Genomic DNA, 14,660 nt, shown 5'->3' on the forward strand with positions numbered 1-14,660 from the left:
AACTGGATTATGAAAAGAGGCAAAAATGGCCACTGTGAATGTTGAAGACGGTAACTTCGAAGCTGAAGTACTCCAGAGCTCTACCCCTGTTCTCGTAGACTTCTGGGCGACCTGGTGCGGTCCTTGTAAGATGATTGCGCCTTCTCTGGAAGAAATCTCCGAGGAAATGGCTGGTCAGGTTAAGATTGCTAAGCTGGACATCGACAGCAACCAGCAGAGCGCAATGAACTACGGCGTTCGTTCAATCCCAACCATGATCCTTTTCAAGGATGGTCAGCCTGCTGCGACCCTCGTTGGTGCACAGCCAAAGGGCAAAATTGCTGATTGGATCAAGCAGTACTCATAATTTTGAGGGTATCTGCAACGAAATGCTGAGTAAAATCGGGCATTCTGAGGATCTCCGGTCACGGAAGTGGCCGGAGGTCTTTTGTTTTTGGCAAACAGTGACTAAATAAGGACCGAATAAAGTTTTGGCACGGGCGCCTGTTGGCAGCCCTGCTTTGCTCTTCGGTGAATAAGAGCAAGTTTGAAAGACGGGATGACGATGAGCGATCAAGACAAAACTCCGCAGGCAGAAGAGCAGATGAATCCGGAAGCTGTGGTTGAGGAAGCTGCGAGTGCCAATGGCGCTGAGCAGGCAGAAGCTGCTGTGGAAGTAGATCCAATCGAAGCACTGCAGGCTGAAAACGCTGCCCTGAAAGACCGCGCTCTGCGCACCATGGCGGAAATGGAAAACCTGCGCCGCCGGACCGAAAAAGAAGTCAAAGACGCAAAAGCATACGCAGTGGCAAGCTTTGCCCGCGACATGCTGGTTGTAAACGACAACCTTGGCCGTGCAATCGAAGCACTGCCTGATGATGCGCGTGAGAACGACGATAACCTGAAGGCGCTGGTTGAAGGCGTTGAATTGGTCGAGCGTGAAATGCTCAACCACCTGGAAAAGCACGGCGTGAAGCGCCTGTCTCCAGAAGGTGAAAAGTTCAACCCACACTTCCATCAGGCGATGTTTGAAGTGCCGAACACTGAAGTTCCAAACAACACCGTTGTTCAGGTTGTTCAGGCTGGCTACGTCATCGGCGAGCGCGTCCTGCGCCCTGCAATGGTCGGCGTTTCCAAAGGTGGCCCAAAAGTAGCCCCAGTTGCCGACAAAGCAGCAGAGCCAGGCTCCACAATCGACAAAGAAGCCTAAAAAAGAAAGCCCTCACACAAATGAGGGCTTCTCAAAAGAATTCCAAAACTGAGGCCGTTACATGGCCTCCGTTTTTGTTGTGTCAGTGACAGCTCAGTTGGCCTGGAAGAAGGTATCAACGCGGTCAATGACCTGATCGACGTACTGGTCAATGTCGTAAAGGTCGAAGTGCTCGGCACCTTCCACCACCATCAGTTCCTTAGGTTCTGCTGCATTTGGGTAGAACAGATCAGTCAGTGGACCGGTGATAGCTGCATCTGATCCGCGAATGAAGAGCTTTGGCAAGGTCAGCTGGTCTCCATAAGGGGAGTGGTTCAGGGCCGGGTCGATTGGCAGCTGGAAGGCTGGCAGCATGTTGGAGTAGTTTGGTGCATGCTCCAGCGCGCCGCGGGATGTCATGTAATAATCAACGGCATCAGCGTAATAACGAGGTGTACCCTCTGGAATCTCACCCGGTTTCATGGCGCCGAGGACGGGATACCGATCCACTTCACCAGTCTGCAGGTATTTCTCCATCGCCAGATTTGCTCCAAGGATCGCTTGGCCGCGTGTTTCCTCATCCATCATCTGTGCAAAGGCTGTCGCGCAGTCAAAGTATGCAGACATGGTGGCGATGGCTTTCAGGCGCTTATCAAGGAAGGCAAGACGGGTGATGTAGCACCGCCCATGCAAAGCCCCATGCCGTAAACCCGGTTTTCATCAATGCAATCCAGATGACGCAGTACGGTGATGCCGTCTGTCAGCACAGCGATGATGTTCTCAGTGTTCTCGTAATTGCGGATCTCACCTTCACTCTCACCAAAGCCAATGTGATCCACGGCCAGCAGAGCATAGCCACGGGCGGATACCTTCTCACCATAGACAACGCTGGCCTGCTCCTTCACCTGCGTTGCCGGACGGGCAAAGATGATGGCAGGGCAAGGGGCAGTCTCAAAACCCTCTGGCAGGTACAGATCTGCGGCAATCCGGTAGCCCTTTGTTGTGAAGCTGATTGAGTTCTTGCCGGGCTTGAATGTGCTCTGGTCAATCGTGATCATCTGGTCTCTCCATTCTAACGTGGTTCATGACGATCTGTCGGGACGTACTTGGTTTTAGTAAGCAGTCGCTTACATTGTTGACAGAAAAGTAAGCGATGGATTACTTTAGAGTCAAGAATAAATGTAAGCGGTAGCTTACAAGTGCCGGAGCAACCTGAATGTCCCAGAATAAACAACGAGATGCCGCGCAAACCAAAGACCGCATCCTGCAAGCGGCGGGCGCCAAGTTCTCCCAAAAAGGCTATGATAGTGCGGGAACGAGAGAGATCGCAGATCTCGCCGAAGCCAACATCGCTTTGGTGACACGTTACTTCGGCTCCAAGGAAAACCTGTTCCGCGAAGCCGTGCTGCCGGGCATGACCATGGCGCCGCTGATGATCGGGGATATGGAAAACATCCCCGCCCGCATCGCACACTACATGACCACCAAGAACCTCGATGGTCCGATGACGCTGGACCCGACGCAGGCGATCCTGCGGTCTATGGGTAACGAGACGGTGGCCCCCATGATCCGCGAGGCTCTGGGCAATAAGGTGGTGGATGAACTCAGCGACAGCATCAAAGGTGATGATGCGAAACTCCGCTCGATCCTTGTCATCGCCTTCCTGTTTGGCCTTGATGCCATGATGCGCGTGATGCATCTCTCTCCCGAAGAGAAGGACGAAAAGCAGGCCATGGAGAAGCTGATCAAGGAGACGCTGGAAGGCCTGATGCTGCCGGAAGCTCTGCAAGAAACGCAGGCTGATCTGAGGTTCTTGTCACTGTCCCCAAAACCTTCACAGGATCTTGGGCTATTTAAATCCAACAAATGAAGTAGTGTAGTTCTCCGGTTGCTTTTTTAAGATGGCTGACTAAAACCACCAATCTTGAAACCAACGAATTTGCGGGCATGACGTAGATGCATTCTGAGATCTGGCAGTATCTGGACTTTTTGGGCGTGGCCGTGTTTGCCGTGACGGGCGGACTGGTCGCTGCACGTCTGCGTCAGGATTTTATCGCGTTTCTGTTCTTCTGCTCCTTAACGGGCATCGGTGGCGGAACCCTGCGCGATACCCTGCTTGATGTGCCAGTATTCTGGATCGAAGATGAGAGCTACCTCTATGTCTGCCTTATCGTCTCCATCGGCATGTGGTTCTTTGCTCATAGAGTTGAAGCATGGGGCCGCCCTTTGCGTTGGCTCGATGCGGTTGGCGTTGCTGCCTACTCTGTGATGGGTGCTGCGAAGGCAATCTCACTGGGTGATACGGCTGCTATCGCTGTTCTCATGGGGGTTGCGAGCGCCACATTCGGCGGAATTTTGCGAGATATCATCGCCGGCCAACCATCTGCCCTCCTGCAAAGAGAGATTTATCTCGCAGCTGCTCTGGCAGGCGCGACCACGTACACCGCTGTGCTCATGGTAACAGGAGGCAGCAACCTTGCAGCAGCTCTTGGCTTTGCTGTTGCGATGATACTGCGCGGTGGTGCTATCGCGAAAGACTGGCACCTGCCGAGCTACGCACCGCCAAGAAAGAAAGATCTTGAGGACCTCGACTAGGCCTCAGCCGGAAAAGCCGAGTTAAACGCGAAGATAAACGTGCCCCGCAGCGGCCAGATCAGCCAGTGCGGTGCCCGTGGACTTGAACAGCGTGATCTGCTCGTAAAACCGACGGCCTGCCCGGTCTCCCTGACACAGCTCTGCCAGATCAGACGCAATGTCCTGCAGGCTCAACACCCCATCCGCCAGCGGCTCCTTCAGCTCTCCAGCAGTCGTCGGCGTCGTGTCATAGCTGTCGAGAAACAGCCGCGCCTGCGAAATCACCTCATTATCGCACTCACGTTGATCCGCATGGGTCGAGCCCACCAGATCCAGATGCGTGCCTTCCTGAAGCCATTCGCCTTTGATGAGCGGCCTATGCGTACTCGTGGCGCAGCAAACGATATCCGCCCCACGAACAGCCCCGCCCAGATCCGTTGTGGCCGAAATCGTAAAGGCCTGGCCCTGCATGGCCTCCACCAGCTGCTGAGCCCCGGCAGGCTCCGGTTCCACACGAGAACCTCCTTGATAGGCCGCACAGAGGCATGCGCTTCAATCAGATACGGCGCAAGACTGCCAGCCCCCACCATCAGCAGGCGGGAGGAATCTTCTCGGGACAGGTAGGAGGAAGCCAGCGCCGATGTGGCCGCCGTGCGCCAGTTCACCAGTGCTTTGCCATCGAGCAATGCAAGCGGCGTCCCGGTCTTGCCGGACTGCAAGAGGTAAACACCTGCAACACTGGGGGATTGATGTTCCTGAGAGCCCGGAAGCGAGCTTTCGATCCGCGTCCCGATAAACCCGCGCTCAATGGTGTCCTGAGCTGCAAAGTCATGCCATGCGGAGGAAATGGTGAGAGAGCCGTCATCGAGGCCGGTAGGACGTGCAATTCTTTGTGTGAGCGGGGAAGGGGCCACCGCACCAACACGAAAAGCACGTCTCAGCGTTTCAAGAAGATCACGAAAGTTCATCACCTCCTCAATTTCCTGAGCAGTGATGATCCGCATTCGCAATCCCCGTTTTCAGCGTTCAGGCAGAGTAATAAAGCGGTTAGGCTGCCTTTTTATGGTCTGGTGATGGCAAGCCAGGTGCAATGTCACCCTGTGCCACCTTACGCAGTGAATCCGCTTCATGTTTAAGCTGGTTCGCTTCCCGCCGCTGTACGCGAGCTTCCTTGCGGAAACGGCCTTGTCGCATCCAGGTCGCCACACCGCCGAGCACCACGCCCAGTCCAACAGCGCCAAACAGTAACCAGAACACCGGGATGTTGAAGGTCAACATCGGATCCTCTGGATTAAAGGGGTTAAGCGAAATCAGCGTGGAATGCCGGTTCGCAACCGCGAGTACAACAAGTAGAGCTGCTATAGGGATAAGCAGCAGGTTCCGAAGGAAACGAGCCAATTTATTACTCCAGGATCAGTCTTCGCCGTGATCCGTGCCGTCGTTCAGCCGTTCGCGCATTTCTTTGCCGGTTTTGAAGAACGGAACGAACTTTTCGCCAACTTCAACTTTCTGGCCAGTTCTTGGGTTGCGTCCTACGCGAGCAGGGCGGTTCTTCACGGAGAACGCACCAAAGCCACGCAGCTCAACGCGGTCACCGCGCATCAGCGCTTCGGTAACTTCATCAAGAATGGCGTTTACGATATTCTCTACATCACGCTGATAGAGATGCGGATTACGCTCCGCGATAGTCTGAACTAATTCCGATTTAATCATGCTTTGCCCCCCCAACGTGCTGAGACTGTTGCCGCATCCGGAGCCTGCCAAACAGACACGAGACCGTCAAGCGGTAGGCTTGAATCTACGACACTTTTTGCTGTTTTGAGAAGTGAGTGTATCAAATTCTGGTTCTCACTACCCAAAAAGCCTAATAAATTTGCAGGGAACGGGAGTGTCCGTTCGTCTGATTCTGGTTTCCAGTCGATAATTTTCAAATCACTGGAAAGCCCTTTTTTCTCAATAAGCCACTGATGCGCAGCCTGTTCGCCACCAATCTCGTCGATCAGCTCCAGCCCTTTTGCCTGATGTCCGGTATAAACCTGACCATTGGCAAGCTGAAGCGCACGCTCCTGGGAAAGGCCTCTGCGTTCTGCAACCAGCCCAACGAACCACATATAGGTATCGTCGATGATGTCTTGCAAGGCTTCCTTCACTTCAGGTGTGGCTGGCTCATAAAAGTTTGGTTCAGCTTTCAATGGCGCGCTTTTGATCGCATCCATCTCAACACCAATCTTGTCGAGCAGGCCCTTCGCGTTACCGTATTGGAAGAGAACACCAATTGAGCCGGTCAAAGAGGTGTATTGAGCAACAAGGTGGTCACTGGCGATAGCAGAAAGATAAGCAGCGGAAGCGCCAAGCGTCGTGATGGACGCTGTCACAGGCTTCTTCTCGGCAATCTTGCGCAGCGCATTGTACAGCGCTTCACCGCCGGATGTAGTGCCACCTGGGGAATTAATGGAAACGATGACGCCCTGCACGGTGTCATCCTTGGCAATTGCTTCAAGCATTTCCAGCTGGCGGCGATCATAGGTGATCGGTCCGCTGATTTCGATGCGAGCAATATGATTTTCGGATCGGGCGAGCTCTCCAAGGCCGGTTGCCTCAGCGCCACCCCACAACAGCAATGCTGCCAGTGCTAAAAAACTAACGACACGCCAGAATGAAACTTTACGTCTCAGGCGCCTACGATCAATAAGAACGTCACTGTCTAGACTCATGGGGTCTTCCCGGTCAAACTCAATTAAGCGACTATAGGGAAACAATACCTAAGCTTTTGAATAAGCCAAGTGTTCTTTCTCTGCAGGCGGTAAAAACACGACCATAAATTAGGCTTTGTCACTGCCAAACGGTTAATTTGGGGGACACAGCCTGTCAAATCTCCGAAATTTCTGGTTGCAATGCTAATCGACTAAGATGCCAGAGAAAATGGCGATACTATGTTATTTTACGTTTTCCTCTGCTTCCATCAGGTCTTCTTCGTGCGCAATTGCACTTTCCATCAGGTGCCGCCACATCGTCTCGTAGGTTTTCTCGTTCAGTCCGGCTTCGCGGGCATGCGCCTTCACATTGCTGGCCACCTCTTCAACGCGGCTTTCAATGCGGGCAGCAAGGCCAATCGGTTTTTTGATTTCCGCAGCGCGGGTAATGTACGTCCAGCGCTCTGCAAACAGGGTGATAAGCTCGGAATCCAGGCGATCAATTTCAGCGCGGATCTGAGCCATGTTCTGACATTCACGAGCAGAGGTTTTCATTAGTTTTTTGCTGCCTATCGAATTGAATGAAGCGGCTGGGAAATGCCACCTTTTGAAATGTCATACCCGAAATAATTACCGGGTCGCAACCGGCATATGATTATCGCATAAAAAATCCGTTCCGTTCATCAGGAGGTGGGGGGGAGCTGAGAACGGAACGGGATCTTATCGGCCATGGGGCCAGTTGGACTTTTCGTCTTTTTTGGGCCACTGTTTCATCGGTTGCTCTGAAAACCGACAGGTTCAGTGATCTTAATTCTTGACGCGAGAACTAGGGGCATAGTTCATCGCGCGCTGTTGGAAACCCAAAGCCGATTGCTGCAAGGACGGCGTAAAACGGGTTTCCAGTTAGCCCTGCGGTTTCGGGCGGACCGCGAGGGCATTCCGAAGTCCTGAACCAGAACGGACCTTATTATTGTTATTGGTCTCGCTCGTGTTCCAAGACAAACAGCACAGTAGAGTTTGAGAGAATGGGATACTCTCTTGCTCGCTGTGTAAAGTAATATACAGACGTTACTTGAAAATAAATAGAAATCAGAAATAGAAAATTTCGAAATATGACTCGATCTTAGGTGGTATATAGCAAATTAAAAGTTGATACTAAAAATAACCATCAATTTACTATTGCTTATCTATTATATTTATTTTGATTAAAGTGAATTCATATTTACATTAATTAAAATTGAAGGCATGTAAATGCTGTGGATCACAGAATTTGCTTTATTCTTACCTTAGGGGAATGCGTTGCTGCATTAAAAAAGGGGCATTTCCGCCCCTTTTAGGTCTCGCTACTTTAAGACCTTCCTGCTTAATCATCACAAAGTCAGTCTCCGCAAAATGCGAAGCCAACCCTGACAGAATTATCCAACCTAGATTGAACGCGTAATACCGCCATCTATGCGGATATTTTGCCCTGTCATGTAGCTGGAGGTGTCTCCGGCAAGGAACGAAATCAGATCAGCCACTTCCTGAGAGGTGCCATAGCGGCCCATTGGAATGCGATTTCGGCGCTCTTCTTTCTCCGGCAAACTATCAATGAAGCCCGGCAGCACGTTATTCATGCGGATGTTTGAAGCCGCATATTTGTCCGCAAACAGCTTCGTGAAAGCGGCGAGGCCCGCTCTGAACACGCCAGAGGTAGGGAACAGTTCTTCAGGCTCAAACAGCGCATAGGTGGAAATGTTGACAAAACTGCCTTTGCCCTGCGCTTCCATGATTGGCGTTACAAGGCGGGTGATGCGGACAACGTTCATCAGATAGAAGTCCATGCCTCTAGCCCAGTCTTCATCTGTCAGCTCAAGGATCGGTCCTTTAGGGCCATGGCCAGCACTGCTCACAACAGTATCGATGCGGCCCCATTTTTCCATGGCCGCATCAACAAGGCGCTGCAGGTCGGCTGTTTCAAGGTTGGAGCCGGTCACGCCAACGCCGCCCAGCTCTTCAGCCAGCTTCTCGCCTTTGCCTGAGGAAGAGAGGATAGCAACCTTGTATCCGTCCTCTGCCAGCTTGCGTGCAGCTGCTGCACCCATGCCACTGCCACCAGCAACAACAAGCGCGACTTTCAAATCACTCATGAAACCCTCCTGAAATTATTCAGGACCATTCCATTTTCTGCGGGGCAAGAAATCAAGTGACGATTTGTCATCACCCTGAGAGAAACCGGGCGAAGGGCATAGTAATTCTGTCATTTGCGTTCCTAACGGAAACGTGAGGAACTCAATTGCTCTGATTTCAATAAAATACTTCTACTTTTAACTGGTTGAAAATAACTATGTATAAAAATCGCGAGTACAGGCACATGCCGTGAGATTCAGTGATTTAAAGCCTATCGCCGAAAACAGGACACCGGTTTTCGGATGAAGCTACGCAAACTGCTTGAGTTAAAGTCGTTTAAAGCATCGGTAAGGGAGAAATTTGTTGCAGGCAGATGTTGTCACATCGGAAGAGCTTGGTGCTGTAAAGCAAAGCTCAGCAACAAAAGCACTCCAGAACCCATCGGTGCGCGTGCTGCAGTCTCCTGTAGAAGTCGCTGACATCCAGCAGCACTGGCGCAAGCTGGAGCAATCCGCCAAGGGCAATCCGGTCTTCCAAAGTTATGCCTGGACCATGGCGATGCTTGAAAATCCTTCAGTGGTCCAATCCACCAAGATCTTCGCGGTCTATGATCAGCAAAACCTGATTGCGATTTTGCCGCTGCGCATTGAAAAGCAAAAATCCCTGAAAGCGCTAACAGGCCTGGGAGAACCCTTCCAACAGTACTCCGAGATGCTGCTGGAACCCGGCTACAAACCAGCCGAAGTGCTCAACCTCCTGAAGCCACATCTGCAAAAGGCCGGAGCGGATATTATCCACCTGCGCCAGATCAGAGAAGGCGGCGCTCTCTACGATTACGCCAGCGCTCAGTTTACGGAAGTTGGAGAAACAGACGGCGCGCCATGGCTGGAGCTGAACCACTGGGACAGCTTCGAGGAGTATCTCAAGTCCATCTCCACCCGGTCCCGCAAAACCATCCGCAACCAGCGCAACCGCCTGCACAAATCAGCAGGCCTGACGCACCGCGTGATCCGTCAGGGAGACTCAGAGCTGGAGACCATGGTTCTGCGCACTATGAAAGGCCGTGAGAACTGGGTGGAAGCCATGGGATACGCCTCCCGCGCTCTGGAAGGTGACGGCCTGCAGCAACTCCTGCTGGCTTTGGGCAAAGGCCCCGCAAAAGGCTGCGAACTCATTGCATTCGAGCTGAAACATGGTGATCTCCCGATTTCAACCGAATGGGGTTTCCTCTTTGAAGGCTGTTACTCCGCCTACATGGCAGACTGGAACCCGGACTACGAGCAATCCAGCCCCGGCAAACTCCATCAGATGGATGTCGTTGAAGCCTGCTTTGCGCTTGGGATTGATAGGATCGACTTCCTCAAGCCAGCGTCCCGCTACAAGATGACATGGACCTCAGAAGTCGCCAGCGTCTTCGATGCCGTCAGTCCGCTCTCTTTCAAAGGCCAACTCTATGCCAGCCTCTGGCTCAAGAACCTGCGCCCTCTGGCAAAACGCATCGTCCTCGCCCTGCCAAAAGGCCCACGAGCCCTCCTGATGAGCACCGTCAAGAAAATCATCGGCTAACGCAGTCGGGATCCGTCGCTGGTCTCCACTCTCAATTTCCCAAGACCTGTGATAATGCAAAGCCGGATTATCCTCGCAGGCTGGAGATTTGAACGTGAGCAAGACTGAAAGCTTTCAGGAACGAGTAGCCCCATGGCTATTGGAGTGCTTCGGCAAGGAAATTGCCACGGATAAGACAGAACGCAACCATCGCTTTTTGGAAGAGGCTCTCGAACTGGTCCAGTCCGCAGGCTGCACTGCCAGCGAAGCACATCAGCTTGTCGACTTCGTTTTCAATCGGGAAGCTGGAGAGCTCAAACAGGAAGCCGGTGGTGTCATGGTAACACTCGCCGCCCTCTGCCTCGCCCATCACATCGACATGCACGATTGCGGTGAAGTGGAGCTGGATGAAATCTGGACCAAGGTGGACGCCATTCGCGCCAAACAGGCAGAGAAGCCCAAATATGCACCGCTCCCGTAATCTGAGCAGGTTTAGGGTGCTTCTCTGACATAAGCGCGCAAAAAAAAACACGAAGTAACGCAAACGAACGCATTCATCAGCGCAACAAAAAAGCCCGCTCAAATGAGCGGGCTTTTTCGCAAAATCTATTGCTAGATCTTATTCGTCGTCGGACTGCTTCTTCATAGCTGCAGCGAGGATGTCGCCGAGAGAAGAGGAAGCGTCGGAAGAGCCGTACTGTGCAACTGCTTCTTTTTCTTCAGCAATTTCCAGTGCCTTGATGGATACACCAACGCGGCGGGTCTTCTTGTCGAACTGAGTAACGCGAGCTTCGATTACGTCGCCAACGTTAAAGCGTGTTGGATCCTGCTCACCACGTTCACGGGACAGGTCAGCGCGACGGATGAATGCAGAGAGGTCGCCGTCTACGAGTTTAACGTCGAGACCACCGTCTTTGATTTCAGTCACTTCACACTTAACGATTGCGCCCTTGCGAACGTCGCCAGCGGATTCGAACGGATCAGCGTCGAGCTGTTTGATGCCGAGAGAGATGCGCTCTTTCTCAACGTCAACGTCAAGAACGACTGCTTTAACAACGTCGCCCTTCTTGTACTCTTCGATGACCTGCTCGCCCGGACGGTTCCAGTCCAGATCGGACAGGTGAACCATGCCGTCAACATCGCCTTCGAGACCGATGAACAGACCGAATTCGGTCTTGTTCTTAACTTCACCTTCAACGGTTGCGTTAATTGGGTACTGCTGAGCGAATGCTTCCCATGGGTTCTGCAGAGTCTGCTTGAGGCCCAGGGAGATACGGCGCTTAGAAGCGTCAACTTCCAGGATAACCACTTCAACTTCCTGAGAAGTAGAAACGATCTTGCCTGGGTGTACGTTCTTCTTGGTCCAGGACATTTCGGAGACGTGGATCAGGCCTTCGATACCTGGCTCCAGTTCTACGAATGCACCGTAGTCGGTGATGTTGGTAACACGACCGGAGAACTTCGCGTCCAGTGGGTATTTGGCTTCGATGCCATCCCATGGATCGGTTTCCAGCTGCTTCATGCCGAGGCTGATGCGGTGTGTTTCCTGGTTCACACGAACGATCTGCACCTTCACGGTCTGACCGATGGTCAGTACTTCGCTTGGGTGGTTGATACGACGCCATGCAATGTCGGTAACGTGCAGGAGGCCGTCGATGCCGCCCAGGTCAACGAATGCACCGTAGTCGGTGATGTTCTTAACAACACCCTCAACGGTCTGACCTTCTTCCAGGCTCTGAACGAGTTCAGAACGCTGTTCTGCGCGTGTTTCTTCCAGAACGGTACGGCGAGATACAACGATGTTGCCACGGCGCTTGTCCATTTTCAGGATCTGGAAAGGCTGTGGAGTGTGCATCAGAGGAGTAACGTCGCGTACTGGACGGATGTCTACCTGAGAGCGTGGCAGGAATGCTACTGCGCCATCCAGATCGACGGTGAAACCACCTTTGACCTGGTTGAAGATCTGACCAGTAACTTTTTCGCCAGCTTCGAAAGCAACTTCCAAGCGAACCCAGCTTTCTTCGCGGCGTGCTTTGTCGCGGGACAGAACAGCTTCACCCATCGCGTTTTCAACGCGCTCAAGGTAAACTTCTACTTCGTCACCAACGGACATTTCGCCGTCACGGCCTTTAGCGCCGAATTCCTTCAGAGGAACGCGACCTTCAACCTTCAGACCTACGTCGATTACTGCGAGGTCTTTTTCGATAGCAACAACGGTGCCTTTTACAACGGTGCCTTCGTAAAGGTCGGAAGTCGCAAAAGATTCTTCCAACAGAGCTGCAAAGTCTTCAGCAGCAAAGTTCTGATTTTCCATGAAATCTCCTGGTGCCATAAGAATGGCGCTCGCCGGCGGGTTTGTGTTAACACTAAAGGACAAGAGCTTCCGGTTCTCAACTCGCGTTGAAAAACAACCACTTACAAGTAAGTGGGCCGGCGAAAGCGGTCGCACTTGTCCAAATTCGGTATCATGACAGTCGCTAGAAACGACAAACGCGAACTCCGATGGCTGTTATGAAACAGCCGTTTTCCGGGCGCGTTCGACGATATCCACAGCCGCACGAAATGCGGAGTCTATATCCATTTCTGTCGTATCAAGCAAGTGTGCATTTTCAGCGGGTTTTAATGGGCTGTCTTTGCGGGTGCTGTCACGCTCGTCGCGGCGCTCCAGATCCACTAGGATTTCATTAAAATCAGCTGGAATTCCCTTGCTGTTCAACTCGTCCGTACGGCGCTTTGCTCGCGCTGCCGGAGAGGCTGTTACAAACAGTTTTGCAGTCGCATCCGGGCACACAACAGTGCCGATGTCACGGCCATCCAGAACAGCACCTGGCTCCTGCTCAGCAAACGCACGCTGAAGGCGCACCAGTTCCTCACGAAGACCAGAAAGAACAGCAATGCGAGACGCCGCTTCTCCAATCTCATGAGCGGAGAGCTGATTGCGATCCAGATTGCCCAGATCAAGGTTCTGAGCAACGGAGATAGCAACAGCTTCATCACCAAGTGGTAGGCCGCGCGCAAGCAGCGCAGCGGCAACAGCACGATACGTCAAACCGGTATCCAGATGGCGAAGTCCAAAATGCTCAGCGAGCTGGCGTGCGAGTGTTCCCTTGCCAGATGCCGCTGGTCCATCCAGAGCAATAATCATGCAGCTTCCTCATTCTTATTTTCAAGCTTGCCACCCAGCTCACCAAACATGGAGAGGAAGGTCGGGAAGCTTGTTGCGATTGGTGCTGCATCATCAACTTGAACCGGCTTGTGAGCAGCGAGCCCCAGAATAAGGAAGCTCATTGCGATCCGGTGATCCAGATGTGTAGCAACAGTACCACCGCCAATATTGTTAGCACCACCAGTGACAGTCAGACTGTCCTGTTTTTCGACGCACGGAATACCGTTTGCTTCCAAACCACGAGCAACAGCAGCCAGACGATCTGACTCCTTCACGCGCAGCTCTTCAAGACCGAGCATAACGGTCTCACCCTGAGCAAAGGCAGCGGCAACAGACAGAATTGGATATTCATCAATCATGGAAGGCGCGCGGTCCGCTGGAACCGTAATACCCTTCAGTTTCGAATACTTGGCGCGAATGTCACCAATCTTCTCTCCACCACTTTCCCGTTCATTCGAGATGGTAATATCAGCGCCCATTTCAAGCAGACTAGTAATAAGTCCAATACGATGCTCGTTCAGAAGCACGCCTTCAACGGTCACATCAGAACCCGGTGTGATCAACGCAGCAACAATCGGGAAGGCAGCTGAGGATGGATCACCAGGAACAGTGATGTCCTGCGGCTGCAGCTTTGGCTGACCCTGCAGGGTGATCACGCGCTCACCACTTTCGTTGATCTCAACGTTCAGCTCTGCACCAAAACCAATCAGCATCTTTTCAGTGTGGTCACGAGTTGCCACAGGCTCGATAACGGTTGTTGTACCAGCAGTGTTCAAACCAGCCAGCAGCACTGCAGACTTAACCTGTGCAGAGGCCATTGGCACACGATACGTGATCGGAATAGGAGTGTCGCTGCCGCGGATAGACGCTGGCAGGCGATCGCCATTACGTGCCACAACCTGAACACCCATCTCGCGCAGTGGGTTAAGGACGCGGCCCATTGGGCGTCCAGACAGGGAGGCATCACCAGTCATGGTGACGGCAATAGGATGGCTCGCAAAGATGCCCATTGCCAAACGTACACCAGTACCCGCATTTCCGAAGTCGATTGGAGCTTCCGGCTCCAACAGGCTACCCAGTCCAACGCCATCAACCGTCCACGTACCATCTTCCTGGCGAACACACTTGGCACCGACTGCATTCATTGCGTTTGCAGTACCAATCACATCTTCTGATTCGAGCAGACCAGAGATGGTGGTTTTGCCGAGTGCCAATGCACCAAACATGAGGGAACGGTGGGAGATAGACTTGTCACCTGGAACTTTGATCTGGCCGTTAAGCGGAGAGCCACTGTGAGCGGTCACAATTTGCGGTGACGAATTATGGGACATGTTCATTTCCGGGGTTGCGAGACTGAAAAAACTAGTTCCTCCTAACACGGAAGAAAAAGACAGTCACCCTAGGG

General features: G+C 52.6%; 16 protein-coding genes and 1 pseudogene. 6 read left to right on the forward strand and 11 right to left on the reverse strand.

The genetic code is table 11. The features are described from left to right. Positions 1–25 precede the first annotated feature (25 nt). Together trxA and grpE are read left to right on the forward strand one after the other, a co-directional pair. Entirely contained in the window at positions 26–346 is a 321-nt protein-coding gene (gene trxA / locus JCM12308_RS04295) for a thioredoxin (RefSeq protein ID WP_008548703.1), read from the forward strand. Positions 347–544: 198 nt separating this feature from the next. Beyond that, a complete protein-coding gene (gene grpE / locus JCM12308_RS04300; RefSeq protein WP_037036490.1) occupies positions 545–1,189 on the forward strand; it encodes a nucleotide exchange factor GrpE in 645 nt (214 codons plus the stop codon). 93 nt (positions 1,190–1,282) lie between these two features. Here grpE and JCM12308_RS28985 read toward each other — a convergent pair whose 3' ends face one another. Together JCM12308_RS28985 and JCM12308_RS28990 are read right to left on the reverse strand one after the other, a co-directional pair. After that, positions 1,283–1,861, reverse strand: coding sequence for an alpha/beta hydrolase family protein (locus JCM12308_RS28985; RefSeq protein ID WP_208978245.1), 579 nt, complete (start codon positions 1,859–1,861; stop codon positions 1,283–1,285). Next, positions 1,810–2,226: an alpha/beta hydrolase gene (locus JCM12308_RS28990; RefSeq protein ID WP_208978246.1), complete on the reverse strand. Its 417-nt coding sequence runs from the start codon at positions 2,224–2,226 to the stop codon at positions 1,810–1,812. The genes JCM12308_RS28985 and JCM12308_RS28990 overlap by 52 nt, the downstream gene beginning before the upstream one ends. Positions 2,227–2,384: 158 nt before the next feature. Here JCM12308_RS28990 and JCM12308_RS04310 point away from each other — a divergent pair, with 158 nt between their 5' ends. Both JCM12308_RS04310 and JCM12308_RS04315 read left to right on the forward strand, forming a co-directional pair. Further along, the gene (locus JCM12308_RS04310) at positions 2,385–3,038 is read left to right on the forward strand and encodes a TetR/AcrR family transcriptional regulator (RefSeq protein WP_208978247.1); all 654 of its coding nucleotides are present in this window, start codon (positions 2,385–2,387) and stop codon (positions 3,036–3,038) included. An 86-nt stretch (positions 3,039–3,124) separates the two neighbouring features. Next, entirely contained in the window at positions 3,125–3,763 is a 639-nt protein-coding gene (locus JCM12308_RS04315) for a trimeric intracellular cation channel family protein (protein WP_054782962.1), read from the forward strand. Positions 3,764–3,784: 21 nt separating this feature from the next. Here the strand turns inward: JCM12308_RS04315 and lhpI are convergent. The 6 genes and pseudogenes from lhpI to JCM12308_RS04345 all read right to left on the reverse strand — a co-directional run bounded on the left by lhpI (position 3,785) and on the right by JCM12308_RS04345 (position 8,564). After that, a pseudogene (gene lhpI, locus JCM12308_RS04320) lies at positions 3,785–4,746 on the reverse strand (bifunctional Delta(1)-pyrroline-2-carboxylate/Delta(1)-piperideine-2-carboxylate reductase). A gap of 43 nt (positions 4,747–4,789) precedes the next feature. Continuing rightward, positions 4,790–5,140: a lipopolysaccharide assembly protein LapA domain-containing protein gene (locus JCM12308_RS04325; protein WP_208608922.1), complete on the reverse strand. Its 351-nt coding sequence runs from the start codon at positions 5,138–5,140 to the stop codon at positions 4,790–4,792. 15 nt (positions 5,141–5,155) lie between these two features. Continuing rightward, positions 5,156–5,455: an integration host factor subunit beta gene (locus JCM12308_RS04330; protein WP_008548293.1), complete on the reverse strand. Its 300-nt coding sequence runs from the start codon at positions 5,453–5,455 to the stop codon at positions 5,156–5,158. Beyond that, on the reverse strand, positions 5,452–6,456 hold the full coding sequence (sppA, locus tag JCM12308_RS04335; RefSeq protein ID WP_054782963.1) for a signal peptide peptidase SppA: 1,005 nt from the start codon (positions 6,454–6,456) through the stop codon (positions 5,452–5,454). Before sppA ends, JCM12308_RS04330 begins: the two co-directional genes overlap by 4 nt. A gap of 222 nt (positions 6,457–6,678) precedes the next feature. Next, on the reverse strand, positions 6,679–6,990 hold the full coding sequence (locus JCM12308_RS04340) for a chorismate mutase (RefSeq protein WP_008548209.1): 312 nt from the start codon (positions 6,988–6,990) through the stop codon (positions 6,679–6,681). An 869-nt stretch (positions 6,991–7,859) separates the two neighbouring features. After that, positions 7,860–8,564, reverse strand: a complete 705-nt coding sequence (locus JCM12308_RS04345; RefSeq protein ID WP_014283545.1) for an SDR family oxidoreductase — start codon at positions 8,562–8,564, stop codon at positions 7,860–7,862. Between the two features lie 343 nt (positions 8,565–8,907). Between JCM12308_RS04345 and JCM12308_RS04350 the strand changes: the two genes are divergently transcribed. Further along, positions 8,908–10,110: a GNAT family N-acetyltransferase gene (locus JCM12308_RS04350; RefSeq protein ID WP_208608924.1), complete on the forward strand. Its 1,203-nt coding sequence runs from the start codon at positions 8,908–8,910 to the stop codon at positions 10,108–10,110. Positions 10,111–10,204: 94 nt separating this feature from the next. Further along, positions 10,205–10,570 carry a hypothetical protein gene (locus JCM12308_RS04355; protein WP_054783072.1) on the forward strand — a complete coding sequence of 122 codons (366 nt, stop codon included), beginning with the start codon at positions 10,205–10,207 and terminating at the stop codon, positions 10,568–10,570. A 138-nt stretch (positions 10,571–10,708) separates the two neighbouring features. Here JCM12308_RS04355 and rpsA read toward each other — a convergent pair whose 3' ends face one another. The 3 genes from rpsA to aroA all read right to left on the reverse strand — a co-directional run bounded on the left by rpsA (position 10,709) and on the right by aroA (position 14,586). After that, positions 10,709–12,403 carry a 30S ribosomal protein S1 gene (gene rpsA, locus JCM12308_RS04360; protein ID WP_008548461.1) on the reverse strand — a complete coding sequence of 565 codons (1,695 nt, stop codon included), beginning with the start codon at positions 12,401–12,403 and terminating at the stop codon, positions 10,709–10,711. Between the two features lie 195 nt (positions 12,404–12,598). Continuing rightward, positions 12,599–13,234, reverse strand: coding sequence for a (d)CMP kinase (gene cmk / locus JCM12308_RS04365; protein WP_054782965.1), 636 nt, complete (start codon positions 13,232–13,234; stop codon positions 12,599–12,601). After that, on the reverse strand, positions 13,231–14,586 hold the full coding sequence (gene aroA / locus JCM12308_RS04370) for a 3-phosphoshikimate 1-carboxyvinyltransferase (protein WP_054783073.1): 1,356 nt from the start codon (positions 14,584–14,586) through the stop codon (positions 13,231–13,233). The genes cmk and aroA overlap by 4 nt, the downstream gene beginning before the upstream one ends. Positions 14,587–14,660 lie beyond the last annotated feature (74 nt).

This window comes from Pseudovibrio denitrificans JCM 12308 (assembly GCF_001310815.1).
Classification (GTDB): Bacteria; Pseudomonadota; Alphaproteobacteria; order Rhizobiales; family Stappiaceae; genus Pseudovibrio; species Pseudovibrio denitrificans.

Excerpts from the sequence above, each read along its gene's own strand:
- trxA (WP_008548703.1), top strand. The coding sequence starts at position 26 with ATGGCCACTGTGAATGTTGAAGACGGTAACTTCGAAGCTGAAGTACTC.
- grpE (WP_037036490.1), top strand. The coding sequence starts at position 545 with ATGAGCGATCAAGACAAAACTCCGCAGGCAGAAGAGCAGATGAATCCG.
- JCM12308_RS28990 (WP_208978246.1), bottom strand. The coding sequence starts at position 2,226 with ATGATCACGATTGACCAGAGCACATTCAAGCCCGGCAAGAACTCAATC.
- JCM12308_RS04310 (WP_208978247.1), top strand. The coding sequence starts at position 2,385 with ATGTCCCAGAATAAACAACGAGATGCCGCGCAAACCAAAGACCGCATC.
- JCM12308_RS04315 (WP_054782962.1), top strand. The coding sequence starts at position 3,125 with ATGCATTCTGAGATCTGGCAGTATCTGGACTTTTTGGGCGTGGCCGTG.
- JCM12308_RS04330 (WP_008548293.1), bottom strand. The coding sequence starts at position 5,455 with ATGATTAAATCGGAATTAGTTCAGACTATCGCGGAGCGTAATCCGCAT.
- sppA (WP_054782963.1), bottom strand. The coding sequence starts at position 6,456 with ATGAGTCTAGACAGTGACGTTCTTATTGATCGTAGGCGCCTGAGACGT.
- JCM12308_RS04340 (WP_008548209.1), bottom strand. The coding sequence starts at position 6,990 with ATGAAAACCTCTGCTCGTGAATGTCAGAACATGGCTCAGATCCGCGCT.
- JCM12308_RS04345 (WP_014283545.1), bottom strand. The coding sequence starts at position 8,564 with ATGAGTGATTTGAAAGTCGCGCTTGTTGTTGCTGGTGGCAGTGGCATG.
- rpsA (WP_008548461.1), bottom strand. The coding sequence starts at position 12,403 with ATGGAAAATCAGAACTTTGCTGCTGAAGACTTTGCAGCTCTGTTGGAA.
- cmk (WP_054782965.1), bottom strand. The coding sequence starts at position 13,234 with ATGATTATTGCTCTGGATGGACCAGCGGCATCTGGCAAGGGAACACTC.
- aroA (WP_054783073.1), bottom strand. The coding sequence starts at position 14,586 with ATGTCCCATAATTCGTCACCGCAAATTGTGACCGCTCACAGTGGCTCT.